Here is a 16,027-nt window from a genome sequence, read left to right as displayed (position 1 = left end):
CCGGGCCTTACCAGGGGAATTCGCCGGTGGCGTCCTCGACGAGCGCCTCGCCGTCCATGAAGAATTTCTTGTACAGGCCCAGCGTGACCGCCAGCGAAAGCAGGATCATGGCTGCGTAGAAGCCCTCGCCGGTCACGTTCGGCATGACGGGTTCCTTGGCCGCCCAGCCCTGGTAATCGATGTTCATCTGGCGCACGAACAGGTAACTGAACAGCACTGTCATGACCATGCTGGTCACAATGCCCAGCGTCGCCACGGGCGTGGCCCGCACCTTGTGAATGCCGGGGCGCAGTTCCTGCCCTTCGGCCCACACGCTGTACAGGCCGATCAGGCCATAAGTCACGAGAATAATGATGAACGACAGCAGCCAGATTTCCGGCAATTGAATGTGATCCGGTACAAAACGGCTGCGGTTCTTCAGGACTTCAGGGTCGAGTTTCGTCTGGCCTTCCGCCACTTTTGCAGGCGTCAGGGGTTCGTCAATGTTGTTGCCCCAGGAGTGCAGGACGTAGTTGGCCACGGCGTAGATCTGCTTGTCGTCCAGTTTCCCGGCGTAGGAAGGCATGCCGCCCTTGCCCTGCTCCAGGATGGTGTGGACATAGACGGGGTCTTTCAGCAGTTTCTCGTTCCCGGCCAGTTTCGGCCCCGCGCCGCCCTCACCGTTCGTTCCGTGACACCCCTGGCAGGAAATGGCTCCGGCTGCCGCATTGCCCGTTTCGTACACCTGCTTGCCGATGATGGGGTAATCCTGCGCGATGCTGGCCGCCACTGCCGGATCGACGGCGACCGGGGCGTGTGCCGTTTCCTTGTTGAACAGGAACAGCAAAAGGATCCACATGATTGCCGCCGTAAATAAAGCGACCAGTGGCATGGTTGCGTCGTTTCTCTCCACTCTCCCTCTCCCTCAAACATGAAATGGCCGCTCTTCTTTCCCAGTGCGTTCTGGACGTCAAGGAGTCCTCAGAGTGGCCTAATGCCGCCCAGCATAGCATGCCCCCATGGCCCTCCCAGCGGCGTTCAGCACGCGCCCTGGCCACACTTCGGCATGCTGTATCTTGCCCCTTACCGGGCGGTTAAATGTCCCCGTCACCCGCCGGCCCGGCCGGCGCGTCCCGCCTGTGCCAGCAGCGGCCATAGCGCGTCGGCCAGCAGCGCCACGTCACGATTCTCGGGGTGTTCGCGCGGGTCGTGCCCACCCTGCGAGAGCAGGGCCACCACCAGAGGACGTGGCGTATACAGCACCCCCACGTCATGGTGAACCCCACTCAGTTCACCACTTTTTGAGGCGACGGCGTAAAGCGCTTCCCCCTTCTCATCGCGGGGCACACGCCGCCCGATGATGTCGCGGAGTTGCTGGCGTTTCAGGATCTCCAGGGCCAGTAGGGTGTGTTCTCCATCCAGCACTTCCCCGCGCACCAGCCCCAGCAGCAGCGCCGCCTGATCCCGTGCCGACGTGACATTGCGCTCGCCACGCTGCTGCGCCTCGGTGCGCAGATGCTCCGGCAGTTGCAGTTTGCCCACCAGGCGCGTCTCCCGCAAGCCACGCGCCCGTAACCAGGCATTGAAAGGGTCGAGGCCCAGCCGCTCGATGATCAGGTTGGTGGCGGTGTTGTCACTCACCACGATCATCAGGGTCAACACGTCCCGCCACGTCAGGGCCAGCCCGCCCGCCAGTTCGTGCAGTACGCCCGCTCCCGGCACGCGGTCGGTGTCCTGCATCATGACCCGCCCGTCCAGATCCAGGTCGCCGGCCTGTGCCCGCTGCAAGGCCGCGATCAGCAGCGGCACTTTGATGGTGCTGGCGGCCGGAAACCCCCGGTCTTCAGCGTGGCGGTAAAGCACCTCGCCGTCTAACGACGCCACCAGCAGCCCCACCTCACCGGCAAACCCGCGACTGCGCAAGTCGCCCTCAATCGTCCAGTTCACTTCTCCAGTCTGCCAGCCCCGCGAAAGGATGCCGCGCCGTCAGCGGCCGCAATGTGCAAAAAGGTGGCTCGCCCTCTGGCTCCACCCGGTGCGGACATGCCAGGCATTCCGGAAAGGCCTGCTCGGTGTAGGCCAGGTCGGCCTCACCCGACATCACCCGCCACTCGCGCCCACACCCCGCCCGGAAAGTGGTTTCGGTCGGTTGCCTGCTGGGTACGCGTTTTTTGCTAGTCAAGGTTGGCGATGCCCTCGCGGATGGCGTACAGCGCCGCCTGGGTGCGGTTATTCAGTTGCAACTTCGTGAAGATCTCCGATAGGCGGTTGCGTACCGTTTTTTCGCTGATGTCCAGCCGCAGCGCGATGTCCTGATTCGAGAACCCCTGCGCCAGCAACTTCAGGATCATGGTTTCGCGCTCGTTGAGGTCGGCGTGCTTCTCGCTGGGCAGTTCCTCGCGTTTGTCACGGAAGTCGTCCAGCACGTTCTGCGCCATCTCCGGGTCGAGCAGCGCCTCGCCCGCCGCCACCCGCGTGATGGCGTCGATCAGCGTGGCCGCGTCGGCATCTTTCAGGATGTAACCGCGTGCGCCAGCCTTGACCGCCTCAAAGACATAGCGGTCCTGGCGGTACATGGTGATCATGATGACGCGGGCCTGTGGGTTGATCTCCAGAATGCTCTGGGTGGCCTTCACGCCGTCGAGGTCAGGCATCTGAATATCCATCAGGATCACGTCCGGGTGCGTGTCGGCAGCGTACCGGATGGCCTCACGCCCGTTGGAAGCCTCACCGATGACGCGCATGCCCTCGGATTCCAGCAAACTGCGTAGCCCCTGCCGGAAGAGGGCATGATCATCCACGAGGAGAACACGAATCATATAAAAGGCAGTGTAAGGCTTTCCTGACCCGGCAAAAGGAAGGCGCTGCGCCCTTAATCGCTTCCCAAGGTTCCCGGCCCTGACCGGGGGCACAGCCCCATTCAAAGGCCAGCAAAAGAAAGCCGCGCTCAACGCATAAAAAATATGTGAAGATTCTCATGGTTGGTGCCGAAACTGACCGTCAGATGACGAAAAAATTCGCAAAAGGCCGCCAGCACAGAACATTTCTTCTCACATTAGGGTTGACCACATGATCTTCATGCTTGTATCATCCCCATGATCTGACTTTTCAACCCCAGGGCTGAAGCGGTCAGGTTGTGTGAGAAGAAGTGCGCGGTACGGCGAATTACTCCGGGAGAGGAAACACGGCAACTCGCCCCTGCGTCACCTTCAGAGTCGGAAACGCTTCAGACCACACGACGTATTTGGGGGTTCCCTATGAAGAAAAGCATGCTCGTTCTCACCGCTGCCCTGATGTTCGGCGGCCTGGCCAGCGCCCAGACGTCGGCCACCGCCAGCGCGCCCCAGGTGCCTGCGCTGACCGACGTTCCCGCCGGTCACTGGGCCAAGGACGCCATCGACCGCCTCGTCAGCCGGGGCATTCTGCTCGGCTACCCCGACGGTACCTTCCGTGGCACGCAGAACCTGACCCGTTACGAAGCCGCCGTGATCATCGCCCGCCTGCTTGAGCAGATGGCCGCTGGCACCGCTCCTGTCGTGGCCGGTGACGACCTGGTCGCCCTGCAGAACGCCGTGCAGGAACTCGCTGCTGACCTCGCCGCCCTGGGTGTGCGCGTCAGCGACCTGGAAGAGAACGCCGTCAGCAAGGACGACTTCAGCCGCCTGGAAGCCCGCGTCGAAGAACTCGCCGGCAACCAGGGTGACGCCGAAGCTGTTGCCGCCCTGCAGGCCCAGATCGACGACCTGACCGCCCGCGCCGACGAGTACGACACCCTGCGTGCCGACGTCGACGACAACGCCAGCAGCATCGCTGCCCTGAACGACCTGACCGTGCTGCTCAACCAGGACATCCTGGATCTGCAAGACCGCGTGAGCGCCGTGGAAGCCGCCCAGGCCGACTTCGTTACCCGCGCCGACTTCGACAACCTCAGCGGCAAGGTCACCGCGATCGACACCCGCGTGGGCGTGCTGGAAAAACTGCCCCGCTTCAGCGTGAGCGGCAGCATCGACGCCGCCTACGGCAACATTGCCCTGATCAAGGGCACCAACCACTTCGACATCACCCGTCTGACCACCGGTACTTTCGCCGCTGGCGTGTTTGATGTTGCTGACGGCGCTGATGTGACGGTCGAGGACACTCCCCAGGCCTACACCGGCACGGGCGTGCGTTTCGGCGTGAAGGCCAGCCAACTGGCCACCACCAACGGCGCTATCGTAATCAACAACGCCGCCATCAACTTCCGCACCCAGAACGCTTGGAACATCGCTGCTGGCGACCCCGTCGTCTTCGTGAACGACGCTAACGCCGACGGCACCATTGGCGGTCAGAAGTTCACGGTCATGTACCACCGCACCGCCGCTGACTTCAAATTCCAGGACTACCTGTTCAACAACATGGATAGCTCTGGCCGCCGTGGCATCGTCGCCACCATTGACACCAACCTGCCTGGCGCTCCCAAGCTGACCATTCTCGCTGGTAACACCAACGACAAGGAAATGCTGGCCGCTGGCGTGGCAAGCGCCAACTACTGGGGCGTTAAAGCTGAGCAGAAAGTCGGTGCCGACGGCAAGTTTGGCGTTTCTTACGCCCATGTGGACAACACCCGCACCGCGTTCGGTACCTACGCTGACCTGAAGTTCGGCGTGCTGGCCGTGAAGGGTGAAGGCGTCGTGAGCGCCCGCTCCAACGCCGCTCTGGTGACCAACTTCACCAAGAACGTCACGACCTCCCTGGCTGAAGCTGACAAGGCCGCTTACGTTGAGGCTCGCGCCGACCTGGGCATCGTGAAGTTCGGTGCCAACTACCGCGCCATCTCGCCCGCCTTCGGTGACGACGGTACCGAAGCCAACGCCGCCATGTCCTCCAGCTACTCGTACCCCTACAAGGCTGACCAGGTCGGCTTCGGTGCGGCGCTCGGCACCAACCTCGGCCCCGTGGCCCTGGGGGCCTACGCTGACCGCTTCACCAACTGGGTCGGCGCTAACCCCACCCTGGGCTTCGGCGTGAAAGCCGGTGCCAAGTTCGGCGCTCTGGAAGCGGTGGCCTTCTACAACAGCCTCAACCGCAACGGCGATATGGTGGACGGTATCGCTGCCAAGATTGACAATGGCTGGATGGGCAGCGATTACAACAAGAATGCCAACAGCGTGGGCATGGGCATTGCCAACGTTCCCTTCGCCATGACCAGCACCTTCGGTGCCCAGATCAGCCACGACGGTGCTGCCACCAACGCCCTGGTCAAGAACCTGAACTTCACCGTCGGCGATGCCTTCTACAATGTCAGCAAGACCAACAGCGTCTACGCTTACGGTGACTACACCGCCAGCTTCGGCGGCTTCACCATCAAGCCTCTGCTGCGCTTCCACATGGCTTCCAACGGCGCGGCTGCTTACTCTGCCGACGCTTACAACTTCACCACCTTCAAGTACGGTGTGAAGCTGTCGAGCGGCGTGCTGACCGGCGTGCCCCTGCAACCCAGCCTGTACGCCAACGTCGCTGGCCGCAACACCACTGGCAAGTTCACCAACACCACCACCAACGAACTGCTGGCTCAGGCGGGCGTGGGCTTCAACAGCTTCCTGATCAGCGGCGTGACGGCCAACGTGGGCTACTCCTACTACACTGGTAAGAACGTGGCTCCCATTTACGTGGGTGCTGCCGACAAAGCCTTCAACTCTGCCGATGACCGCGTTTACCACAACGCTGGCGTAAACAACGTGACGGTCAACGGCCTGACCGCTCAGGTGGGTTGGAACGGCCTGACCGCCAACTACGGCCTGTTCAAGAACTACGTGTACAACAGCGCTGGCACCCAGACCGACGAGTCGATTGCCCAGGGCTTCAAAGTGGCCTACAACTTCAAGTTCTAAGCCTCTTTCTCCACCGACTTTCCTGGAAGAAACCCCCGTCGTAACGCGGGGGTTTCTTCTGTTCACATGTTGCTACACTAGGGTCATGCTGCATGTTTTCGGCCATACCAACCCTGACACTGACGCTATTTCTGCCGCTCTGGTGTACGCCAGCCTGCTCCGGCGGCAGGGCGTAGAGGCGCAGGCTTTTCGCCTGGGTCACCTGAACTTTGAAACCGAATTTGTCCTGAAGGAGCTGGGAGTAGAAGCGCCGCCCATGCTGCCTGAACTCCCTGCAGGGACGGCAGTGGCGTTGGTCGACCATAACGAGAGCGCCCAGTCGGTGAGCAACCTGGCGGAACTGAGCGTCAAGCGCGTGGTGGATCACCACAAACTGGGTGACCTGACCACGGCCAACCCGCCCTACCTGCGTTTTGAACCGGTGGGCTGCACAGGCACGCTGCTCCTGAAACTCCACCGTGAAGCCAATCTGGATGTCCCCGTGCAGGACGCCAAGTTGCTGCTGAGCGCCATTCTGAGTGACACGCTGCACTTCCGCAGCCCCACCACCACCCAGGATGACAGGGAGGCCGTGGAGTTTCTGGCTCCCATAGCGGGCATTCAGGATGTCGAGCAGTACGCCCTGGCTATGTTCGCCGCCAAGAGTGACCTGGGCGATACTCCCGCTGAAACGCTGTTCAGAATGGATTACAAGGTCTTTCCTTTCGGAGACCCGGCAAAACCGCAGGAGTGGGGGCTGGGCGTTATTGAAACCACCAACCCCGCTTACGTGTTCGGGCGTCAGGCCGAGTTGCTGGCGGCCATGGACACCGTGAAAGCCGAAGACGGCCTGAGTGGCGTGCTGCTGAGCGTGGTGGACATCCTGAACGAGACGAACCGGACTTTTATCCTGAGTGCCACCGAGGAAAAAGTCATGCAGGAGGCTTTCGGGGTGAGGACGCAGGGCCAGGTGGCTGACCTGGGTCACCGCATCAGCCGCAAAAAACAGATTGTCCCGGTGCTGGAAAAATACTTCTCACCGGACGCCTAAGCTTGGGCGCGGACACTTCGGTATACTCCTGGGTATGAAGAAAGCCCTGGTGATCCCGTTTGCCGCGCTGCTGCTCGCCGGCTGTACCCCGACGCAGGTTATTCCGCCCGCCGAAAGTGTAACGGGAAACTGGAGGGGGAGCTTAAGTAGATATGGCCTTTCAGTCAATATTTCAATCCGCATTACCCGAACGGATGCGCCTGCTCAGGGCGATTTCACGGGTACTGGCCAGTTGCGTGGAGCGCTGTCTATTGATGACGCGGTGATTAAAGGCAATGTCAATAGTGGGGTTTTGACCGCTCAGAAAGGCAGCGATGTGGTGACCTGCACTGGCAGGTTCAAAAATAACAATGAGTACAATGGCGACTGTAGCTACGGTGGTTTCAATGCGCCGCTCTACATGTCGCGCCAGGGCGATTAAAGAGTTTCAGCCAACTATTTAAGAAGTGGGCCGGGAAATGCTTGATCCCGGCTGTCTTCATGGTTTAAGTATATTAAGTATGCTGTTGGGTATGCCTGAACAAGAACCTATACCTACCGATCTGCACTGGCTCTTCGCCCGGCAGCGTTTTGGCATGAAGCCTGGCCTGGAGCGCATGCGGGCCATGCTGGAGCGCCTGGGGCAGCCGCAGCGGTCTTTCCGGGTGGTGCTGGTCGGTGGTACGAACGGGAAGGGCAGCACTTCCGCCACCCTGGCGAGCATTCTTCAGACGAGCGGGGAGCGGGTGGGGTTGTTCACCAGCCCGCACCTGACGCGCTTCACCGAGCGGTTCCTGGTGAACGGCGCGGAACTCCCGGAGGCCGGGGTGCTGCGGGTCTTGCGTGAAGTGCGCCCGCTGGCCGAGGAGGTGCAGGCCACTTTCTTTGAGGTCGTGACCGCCATGGCGTGCCTGCTGTTCGCCCGGCAGCACGTGACCACGGCGGTCATGGAGGTGGGCCTGGGGGGCCGCCTGGACTCCACGAATGCCCTTGACCCGGTGCTGAGTGTCGTGACGAACGTGGCCCTGGATCACACGGCGATACTCGGAGAAACGAAGGAACTGATCGCACAGGAGAAGGCCGGGATTCTGCGGCCTGAGCGGCCAGCGGTGGTGGGGGTCGCGGGCGGGCTGATCCCCATTTTCCGGGCCGAAGGTGCGAACCTGTGGAGTGCCGGGGTGGACTTCACGCTGGAGATTCACCCGCTGGGCTGGAGGGGGTCGGAGGTGCGGGTCACGCTGCCGAACCGTTCGCCGTTTGTTTTTCGCACGTCCCTTCTGGGGGAGCACGGGGCGCGAAATGCGGCGCTGGCGGTGGTGGCGGCCCTGCGCCTGGGCGTGGCGCCTGAAGCGGTCAGCCGGGGAACGGAGGCCACCGCCTGGCCTGGGCGCATGGAAGTGCTGCCGTGGCGCGGCGGGCGGATGCTGCTGGACGGTGCCCACAACCCGGACGGTGCAAAAGCCCTGGCTGACGCCCTGCTGACGCTGGGGGCAGCGCCGGTTCCCGTGATCTTCGGCGCGGTGGAGGACAAGGACATTGGCGGCGTGGCCGGGCAACTCCGGCGCCTGGCCTCAGAAGTCATTCTGACCCGCGCCGTCCTGAGTCCCCGCGCCGCCGATCCCGCTGGCCTGGCAGTGCATTTCCCCGACCTTCCCGTCACCGTGACCCGTTCGCCTGAAGAAGCCCTGGAAGCGGTCGGAAAGCAGGCCTGGACGGTCGCGTGCGGCAGCCTGTACCTGATTGGGGAATTGCGCCCCCTGCTGCTGGCCCAGAGAGCCGAGCCCTGGGAGAGATGGCAGTAGTACACCGGTTCTGCTCATCGTGGAACAGATCGCCATAGCTATGCGCTGTGGGTGATGGACAAGCAGGACTTCAGCTTATGCTGCAAACCTTAAAACGTGAGGCCCAGGACTTATTCTGGAGCCTCACGCTTTTTAGGGAAGTTGAATTTTGATGGTGGGGGCTGGGGCCGAAACGTTGCGTGGTTTCTGCGGCGGTTGCGGTGGAGGTGGGGGAGTCGGCTGCACGCTGACCTCCTGGGCCTGAAAATTACACAGCTTGCTTGCGTTCGGCCTGGGTCAGCAGGTAAGCGCGGGCCGCCCCCAGCCACTTTTCCGCAACGATGAGGTGCGGATGCTGGCGCTGCTTGAGGGACTGCATGCCGTTTTCGATGTGGCGTTCGACGTGGCGCACGCCGTTCAGGCCGTTCTCGTTCTCCACTTCAATCAGGGTGTTCAGGACGACAGTGGGATGAACATGACCGATTCGGATACTTTCGGCAATGGTGTCGAGGGCACGCATGGGTACTCCTTCCAGCAAGGGCTGCGAGGTGAGGTGTGAGGTCATCACCTCACGGAATTGTTCGTTTAGGCGCGGTTTTATCCTTCTGGTTACGATGCTAGCAGATTGGGAGACGGGTTGCAATAACGGAAACCTTTCATTCTGTATTGACCGTAGCGAAAAGCGGTGTTACACTCCAACCAAGGCTGCCCGATTCTGCTCAGACGCAAATCAAGGAATCTCGGTCACAGTCCCAGGCGGCACGCCTTGGCAAAAGTGCCTGGAAACAACGTCCAGCACGCCACCCACAGACGTAACGCCGCAGCAACAGGAGGTGAATATGAAACTGCACGAAAGACTCCGCGAACTGCGTAGCGAACGCGGGCTGCGGCTCAAGGACGTGGCGGAAGTCGCTGACATCAGCGTCCCGTACCTGAGTGACCTGGAACGCGGACGCACCAACCCGAGCCTGGAGACCCTCCAGACCCTTGCCGGAGCGTACCAGATCACCGTCCACGACCTGCTCGAAGGTGTGGAATTCTACGGTGACAGCACCGAGGGCGCGCTGCCCAAGGGCCTGTCTGACCTGATCGCCGACCCCACCCTGGGGCCACAGATCACGCCTGACTGGGTACGCACCCTGTCCCGCATTGAACTGCGCGGCAAACGCCCCCGCGACAAACAGGACTGGTACGAAATCTACCTGCACCTGAAACGCATCCTGAACTGAACTCAGGACACAAAGCAGGAGAGGAGTGGTTATCCCCCGTTCCTCTCCTGCTTGTTTGTAGCCTGAAAATCCTGGTAGGACTAGCGTACTGGAGGGTTGCGCTGAGGAGTGGTCACCGTCAGAACAACGGCAGCGGTTTCCACCCCAGTTACTCTGCGCTTCTGAGGTGCTGGCGCGTCAGGAACAGGGTTCCCGCACCCCAGGCGCCGCCCACGAGGGCCAGCGCGAAAGCCAGCGGGGCATAACTGAGGCTGGCGGCGAAGGCGCTGAGGCCTAGCAAAGCGCCCACGGCGTCCGGCACAGGCAATTTGAAGCGGTAAGCGACCGCCCGCCCGACATCGTAGACACTGACGCTGAGGCCGGTGGCGATCACCAGGGCGGCCGTGGCCGTAACCAGCAGGGCCGGTCCCAGCAGGCCGGTCAAGCCCAGGGCCATGGCGGGCAGCGTCAGGGCAGACAGCATCAGCACCCCCAGCGCCAGGGTTCGCATGGGGGCGTGGCGTTGCCGCCGGGCCAGCAGTGGCGCCGCCCCGGCCAGGAAAAGCAGCAGCAGTAGCCCTCCCGTCAGGGCCACGAAAATCTGCGGCCAGGCCGCTGCCCCCAGCCATCCCAGCACGGGCCGGAAGGCAGCGGCCGTGGCCAGGCTCAGGTTATTGATGGGCCGCGTCTGAATGGCCTCCCGGTCACCGGGGGCGTGGCCCAGCAGGGCGTTCACGCGGCCCTGCACCTGCGCTCCCTCATCCCGGTGGACGTCGCCCAGCAGGGTGACCACCTCGCCACGCACGTCTGCACCGGGTTTCAGGCGAACGTTCCCGCCAATGGCAATCACGTTGCCATTGACCGGGCCGCTGACGGTCACGTCATGCCCGATGCTCAGGCCGTTTGCGCCGCCTGCCACGTTGTACAGCGCCGGGATGGTCAAAATGGCCGACAGCGCGAAGGCGCCGGCCCCGGCAGTCCGCAGGGCCGGGGTGGGCCGCCAGGTGATCAGGACACTGGTCAGGAGGAGCAGCGCCAGCCCCAGGCCCGCCAGCGGGGAAACCTGGTTCAGCAGGGTACGCAGCACCACCGCCCCCGCCGCCAGGTTAGGCCAGGCGGTGGTGAGCGCCAAGAGGGTCAGGCCCACCAGCAACCCGCCCACCAGCACGAACGGCGCAGGGTTACGGGATGCAGGGTTCACCGCCACGGGCTGAAGTGGGTGCGGGCCGGCCAGGACGTGAAGGGCTGGCCCTATGGTTGGCGTTGGGCTCGAAGGCGATGCAGCTGGGAGCAGCACTTCCGGGGGGGCTGGGCTGGTAGGAGAGAAGTCACGCCTGATACGGCTGACCACGCTATCCGCCAGGGAAGCCGCAGGCGGCGGGGCAGGCACTTCCCCCAGGGCCCTGGCCGACCTCAGGTCATCGAGAACAGCAGCCACCACAGAGCGCGGCATGGGTGGGGTCTGCAGCATTCGCGCTGCCTGAATCTCCGCCACCACCTCATCGGTGACCGAGTGCGGCAATAGCGGTGGCCGCAGCTTCACTGAAAGCTGAATGGCTTCCGTAACCTGCGGCGCGGTGGAGCGCGGCATGGCTGGCGAGGCCAGTTGACGGGCCAGCGTCAGCTCTGCCACCACGTCCGGCGCAACGCTGCGCAGCATGGGTGGCATGGGGAGTTTGAGCAGCGCCACAGCGTGGTTCAGGGCCTGGCGGGCCGCCTGTACCTGCGGGTCGCTACGCGCAGCCTCCAGCTTCTGCTGCTCAGTGGGTGTCAGGGACTGCTCGGCTTCACGGTGCAGCAAGTCCAGCAGGTTTTCCCCCGCTGCGGTCTGCAAGTTGCGCCACTCTCCCCTCATACAATCCTTTTACGTCAAAAGGCCCGCTCAGGTTCCCAGGACATGCCTAGATGACTGCCTGACCCTTTCCTGATGCTCTCACGTTCCCACCGTTACCTGGCTGGCGCGACATAGTCCCCGCTTTTCCCGCCTGTCTTGGTCAGCAGGCGCAGGCCCGTCACTTCGATGGCCTTACTCGCCGCCTTCAGCATGTCATAGACATTCAGGGCCGCCACGCTGGCCGCTGTCAGCGCTTCCATCTCCACACCCGTCGGTGCTGTGGTCTTCACAGTGGTCACGATATGCACGCCCTGCGGTTCCAGCGTCACCTGCACGTCCGCCCCTGTCACCGGAATGGGATGACACAGCACGATCAACTCCGCCGTTTTCTTGCTGCCCGCCAGGCCTGCCAGCCGCGCCACCGTCAGCGGATCACCTTTTGGGTTGGTGCCGGCCTCCAACGCCGCCCGCGCTTCCGGGGGCAACAGTACCCACACCTCCGCCGAGGCGGTGCGCGTGGTCGGTGCCTTCCCCGACACGTCCACCATGCGCGGCAGACCTTCGCGGAAGTGCGTCAGTTCAGGGGCGCCCGGCATTATTCCTCCGGCACGTCCAGGTCTTTCAGGGCCGCAAAAGGATTTTGCTTGGCGTGCACTTTCCCTTCCGGGATGCCCAGCTCATCGTCAATCTCCTCCACCGGCACCTGCGCCATGTGCTCGCACGGCCCCTCGTTCAGGTCGTGCCCGCACACCTGGCATAAGCCCTTGCAGTCCGGCGCGTGCAGCACACTGAGCGGCGCGGCCAGCAGGCTCGTTTCTGCCAGATAACCGCTCAAGTCCAGATCCGGGTCGCCGAACATCAGGATTTCCTCGCCGGACTCGGCTTCGTCCAGGTAAGGGATATCCACCGACGGGTCGTACTTGAGCAGCGTGCCCAGTTTCAGTTGCAGCGGCACTTCCACGTCTCGCAAGCAACGCGCACACTCCATGATCAGGGTGGGCGTAAAGGTCCCTTGCAGGTACATTTCATCGTTGCCCAGCGAGTTCACGTCTACCCTGAATTTTGCGGGCCTGGCGAAGCGCAGGGTCTGGCGCTGGTTGCCCTGCCAGTAATCGAGGTGATCCAGTTCACCCGCAGCGTGCGCGTCATCGCTGGAGCGCAGGAGCGATCCCAGGTGAATCCGAGGTTGGTCATTCATAACTTTCATTCTAGGGTTCCTTTCAAGACCTGCCCCAGAAACGAGCAGGAAAGGTGAAGCGAATAGGACTTGGGTTCTCTATCCGGAGTTGTGAATTGCCCCGGTCATTTACCGTCGTTGGTTTAACTCCCGAGCCAGGACAGAAGAGGGAAAATTCCATCTGGCGAGTCGTCGTAAAAATTCAGGAACAGGGTAGGAGAGGCGCCAGTAGAAGTAATTGATGAACTCCACCAGGGCAAAGACTCCCAGGCCTACTGACCACGCCAGCTGAACCTGATCAAACCAGATCACCACAGGGACAACCAGAAGCAGCGCGGCATTCAGCAGACGTAATCCCCGGTATGTTTGCCGGATGTTCCTGGCGTTCGCAGATGAACCGGCCTGGAGGCGTAACCAGCGGTTCAGCCAGTAAGCGGAGCCTTGCAGCAGTAGAAATTCCAGCATCAAAAAGGGATAAAGGACACCAGGGCCAAAAGGTGTCCCGGCCCGCTGCTGGAAATGCAGGTAGAGCGCAGCAAAGACCAGCACGCTGGCTGCTTCTCCGGTGGTCAGGCTCAGGAAACGGCGGGCCAGAGCACGTTTAATTGAGCCTGAGTTGCCCATTACTCCTCGTCGTCTTTCTCGCCCTTCTTGCCTTTCTTGTAGGGGCCTTTTTCCTTCCATTTCAGGCGCACTGGCACGCCGGCCAGGGCCAGATCCTCACGGATGCGGTTTTGCAGGAAGCCCTCGTAGGCGCGGGTCACGAAGTCGGCGCGGTTGCAGAAGATGGCGAAGGTGGGCGGCGCGGTTTCCACCTGGGTCATGAAGTACATCTTCAGTGGTTTGCCGTGGAAGTTGGGCACGCGCTGTTTCATCTGCCACACTTCCAGCCAGCGGTTCAGCTCGCTGGTGCCGATGCGGCTTTGCCATTTCTCGTGGAGTTTCATGGCCTCGGCCAGCATGTCGTGAATGCCGTAGTCGTTGATGGCACTGGTGTACACGCGCGGCGCGAAGGAAATGTGGTGGAGTTTCTGGTTGATGTCCTTCTCGGTGCGTTTGAGTTCCTCGTCGGGCACCAAGTCCCACTTGTTCACGACGACAATCACGGGTTTGCCGCTGTCGTACGCGAGGTTGGCGAGTTTCAATTCATGGTCGCCCAGGTCAGTGGCGTTGATGACCAGCCAGATGATGTCGCTGCGCTCGATGGCGGCCTGGCTGCGCTGAATGGCGAAATCCTCGATGGCGGTGTCGGGTTTCTTGCGAATCCCGGCGGTGTCCACCAGCACGAAACGCTGCCCGCCGTAATCCCACTCCACGTCCAGGCTGTCGCGGGTGGTGCCGGGCACGTCCGCGACGATGGCGCGGTCGCTCTGCGTAATGGCGTTGAGCAGGCTGCTTTTGCCCACGTTGGGCCGCCCGATCAGGCTAATGCGAATGGGGGCGATGTCCGGCACGTCCTCGGTGTCCTCGGGGAGGTGCCCCATGATCCTGTCCATCAGGTCATCCAGCCCGCGCGCGTGCTCGGCACTGATCGCCACGGGGTCGCCGAAGCCCAGGCCCCACAACTCGGCCATGTAAACTTCGTGCTTCTGGCTGTCAATCTTGTTCGCTGCCAGAATCACGGGTTTGCCGAGGCGGCGCAGCCAGTCGGCCACCTCGTAATCAGCGGCCGAGAGGCCCTCGCGCGGGTCGAGGACGAACACCACGGCGTTCGCGCCTTCCATGGCCCACTCGGCTTTCTCGCGGATGGCTTCTTCCCACTCGTCGCCGCTCCACAGCCCACCCGTATCGATCAGGGTAATGCGGTGGTTGTGGTACAGCATCAGCCCTTCTTTGGCGTCACGGGTCACACCTGGGAAGTCGGCCACCACGGCGTCGCGCCGGCCGATCAGGCGGTTGAACAGACTGGACTTGCCGACGTTGGGTCGGCCCACAATAGCGACTTTATGCATGGCAGACCTCCACGTCCGTAGGGCGGCGAGCAAAGCGAGTAAGAGTAGATGCACCCAGACGGAAGTCTGTAGGCGCATCCGGTTTATGAGCCGGAAGACTGGAGTATGGGTGCATTTTGGACGCTCCTTCACGGTGTCGGTCATCGCAGCGTCTTGCGAATTCCGCCGAAAGCCTCTTGCCACGCTGGCTTGAGGCACAGAATGAACATTTTACCGGAGGGAAGCTGATGCCGCATGAGGGCCTGAGCCCTTTATCCGGTCACGCGGCCCACCATGACCGCCCAGCCCAGATGCTCGCGCTCCCAGTTCAGGTATTTCACTTTGCCTTCCTGCACGTTTTGAAGTACTTCAGTTCGGTTGGGGTGTTCGGGGTTCTGTGCGGCCCACCTGTCCACCGCACTCCACATCAGGCTGGTGTAGTGATCCCAGTCGTCGGTGCTGGACACGCTCAGACCGATCAGTTCCACATCTGCCGTCTGGAATTCCTGGCAGCGGCCCGCCAGCGTGGGCGGCAGGTGGCTCCAGCCCACAAGATTCTGGGGGGCTTCGCGCACCGCCTGCTCACTGTTGAGAACCACGTCCCCGACGATCAGGACGCCGCCCGGTTTCACTGGGCACCCATCCAGGCGACGGCTTCGCTGAACGTGCCAATGGCAAATGTCGCGCCAAGGCACACGACCACGTCATACCCGGCCACTTTCACCGGAAAATCCAGCGCTTTCCCTTCCCAGAAGGAGAGCTTCTCCGTCAGGCCGGCGGCCTGCGTCAATTCGCGCGCCTGCTGTACGAAAGCAGGGTTCAGCTCCAGTCCCACGCCCCGGATGTCCCAATTCCGGGCCCACTGGCGTAAAAGTGCTCCTTTGCCGCTTCCGACATCCAGCACGCTCAGGCCGTCGCGCAGGCCAGCATAAGCAGCCACTTTCTCCAGTTTCTCCGGGCCGATCGGATTCAAAATGTCTCGATCCTGCTCAGCAATGGCGAAGAATTCAAGGAAGTTCATGTCTTCAAGCGTAGACGCGCCTGCGCTGTCGGTCATCTGCCAGATGATCTAGTACAGCGTTCAATTAATACGGATAGCTTGATAGTGCCGACCAAAGCTGCGACGGGCATCCTGGGTCGAGAATTGCCAATTGATCTTTACCCCCGCTGCATTTCGGGCGCTCACCCAGGATTCGACTTCGTCCCGAAGTCGTTCGAGGGTAGGAATACGCCGCTTC

Annotated in this window: 17 protein-coding genes; 5 read left to right on the top strand and 12 right to left on the bottom strand. The window is 62.1% G+C overall.

The genetic code is table 11. The annotated features are described in order from the left end of the window. Positions 1–7: 7 nt before the first annotated feature. The 4 genes from E5Z01_RS12670 to E5Z01_RS12655 form a co-directional block, all read right to left on the bottom strand. Positions 8–892: a c-type cytochrome gene (locus tag E5Z01_RS12670; RefSeq protein ID WP_167757912.1), complete on the bottom strand. Its 885-nt coding sequence runs from the start codon at positions 890–892 to the stop codon at positions 8–10. Positions 893–1,086: 194 nt separating this feature from the next. Further along, positions 1,087–1,926: a serine hydrolase gene (locus E5Z01_RS12665; protein WP_135229699.1), complete on the bottom strand. Its 840-nt coding sequence runs from the start codon at positions 1,924–1,926 to the stop codon at positions 1,087–1,089. Continuing rightward, complete coding sequence (locus tag E5Z01_RS12660; RefSeq protein WP_135229698.1) at positions 1,910–2,161, bottom strand: hypothetical protein; 252 nt, start codon at positions 2,159–2,161, stop codon at positions 1,910–1,912. Before E5Z01_RS12660 ends, E5Z01_RS12665 begins: the two co-directional genes overlap by 17 nt. Beyond that, entirely contained in the window at positions 2,154–2,798 is a 645-nt protein-coding gene (locus E5Z01_RS12655; protein ID WP_119763826.1) for a response regulator transcription factor, read from the bottom strand. The genes E5Z01_RS12660 and E5Z01_RS12655 overlap by 8 nt, the downstream gene beginning before the upstream one ends. A 450-nt stretch (positions 2,799–3,248) precedes the next feature. On the opposite strand from E5Z01_RS12655, the gene E5Z01_RS12650 reads away from it, so the two are divergent. From E5Z01_RS12650 to E5Z01_RS12635, 4 genes are all read left to right on the top strand, one after another. After that, entirely contained in the window at positions 3,249–5,849 is a 2,601-nt protein-coding gene (locus tag E5Z01_RS12650) for an S-layer homology domain-containing protein (protein WP_338069153.1), read from the top strand. Positions 5,850–5,934: 85 nt separating this feature from the next. Then, positions 5,935–6,879 carry a manganese-dependent inorganic pyrophosphatase gene (locus tag E5Z01_RS12645; RefSeq protein ID WP_135229696.1) on the top strand — a complete coding sequence of 315 codons (945 nt, stop codon included), beginning with the start codon at positions 5,935–5,937 and terminating at the stop codon, positions 6,877–6,879. Between the two features lie 34 nt (positions 6,880–6,913). Continuing rightward, positions 6,914–7,300 carry a hypothetical protein gene (locus E5Z01_RS12640; RefSeq protein ID WP_135229695.1) on the top strand — a complete coding sequence of 129 codons (387 nt, stop codon included), beginning with the start codon at positions 6,914–6,916 and terminating at the stop codon, positions 7,298–7,300. Positions 7,301–7,391: 91 nt separating this feature from the next. Beyond that, positions 7,392–8,660, top strand: coding sequence for a bifunctional folylpolyglutamate synthase/dihydrofolate synthase (locus E5Z01_RS12635; RefSeq protein WP_240738377.1), 1,269 nt, complete (start codon positions 7,392–7,394; stop codon positions 8,658–8,660). Positions 8,661–8,907: 247 nt separating this feature from the next. Here the strand turns inward: E5Z01_RS12635 and E5Z01_RS12630 are convergent, their stop codons facing one another. After that, positions 8,908–9,204 carry a hypothetical protein gene (locus E5Z01_RS12630; RefSeq protein ID WP_338069152.1) on the bottom strand — a complete coding sequence of 99 codons (297 nt, stop codon included), beginning with the start codon at positions 9,202–9,204 and terminating at the stop codon, positions 8,908–8,910. 274 nt (positions 9,205–9,478) lie between these two features. Between E5Z01_RS12630 and E5Z01_RS12625 the strand changes: the two genes are divergently transcribed. Next, a complete protein-coding gene (locus tag E5Z01_RS12625) occupies positions 9,479–9,868 on the top strand; it encodes a helix-turn-helix domain-containing protein (protein WP_119763816.1) in 390 nt (129 codons plus the stop codon). A gap of 148 nt (positions 9,869–10,016) precedes the next feature. Here the strand turns inward: E5Z01_RS12625 and E5Z01_RS19545 are convergent, their stop codons facing one another. From E5Z01_RS19545 to E5Z01_RS12590, 7 genes are all read right to left on the bottom strand, one after another. Further along, positions 10,017–11,702, bottom strand: a complete 1,686-nt coding sequence (locus tag E5Z01_RS19545; protein ID WP_167757911.1) for a bactofilin family protein — start codon at positions 11,700–11,702, stop codon at positions 10,017–10,019. 92 nt (positions 11,703–11,794) lie between these two features. Beyond that, the gene (gene moaC / locus E5Z01_RS12615; RefSeq protein ID WP_135229694.1) at positions 11,795–12,277 is read right to left on the bottom strand and encodes a cyclic pyranopterin monophosphate synthase MoaC; all 483 of its coding nucleotides are present in this window, start codon (positions 12,275–12,277) and stop codon (positions 11,795–11,797) included. Next, positions 12,277–12,879: a YceD family protein gene (locus E5Z01_RS12610; RefSeq protein WP_135229693.1), complete on the bottom strand. Its 603-nt coding sequence runs from the start codon at positions 12,877–12,879 to the stop codon at positions 12,277–12,279. The genes moaC and E5Z01_RS12610 overlap by 1 nt, the downstream gene beginning before the upstream one ends. A 108-nt stretch (positions 12,880–12,987) precedes the next feature. Further along, positions 12,988–13,482: a hypothetical protein gene (locus E5Z01_RS12605; RefSeq protein WP_135229692.1), complete on the bottom strand. Its 495-nt coding sequence runs from the start codon at positions 13,480–13,482 to the stop codon at positions 12,988–12,990. Next, complete coding sequence (der, locus tag E5Z01_RS12600; protein WP_135229691.1) at positions 13,482–14,810, bottom strand: ribosome biogenesis GTPase Der; 1,329 nt, start codon at positions 14,808–14,810, stop codon at positions 13,482–13,484. The genes E5Z01_RS12605 and der overlap by 1 nt, the downstream gene beginning before the upstream one ends. A gap of 251 nt (positions 14,811–15,061) precedes the next feature. Further along, on the bottom strand, positions 15,062–15,421 hold the full coding sequence (locus tag E5Z01_RS12595) for a hypothetical protein (RefSeq protein WP_135229690.1): 360 nt from the start codon (positions 15,419–15,421) through the stop codon (positions 15,062–15,064). After that, complete coding sequence (locus tag E5Z01_RS12590; RefSeq protein WP_167757910.1) at positions 15,418–15,810, bottom strand: SAM-dependent methyltransferase; 393 nt, start codon at positions 15,808–15,810, stop codon at positions 15,418–15,420. Before E5Z01_RS12590 ends, E5Z01_RS12595 begins: the two co-directional genes overlap by 4 nt. Positions 15,811–16,027: the final 217 nt, after the last annotated feature.

This window comes from Deinococcus fonticola, from assembly GCF_004634215.1.
In the GTDB taxonomy this organism is placed as follows: Bacteria; Deinococcota; Deinococci; order Deinococcales; family Deinococcaceae; genus Deinococcus; species Deinococcus fonticola.
The sequence above is the reverse complement of the archived record's forward strand: the minus strand, read 5'-3'. Positions and strand labels throughout refer to the sequence as shown.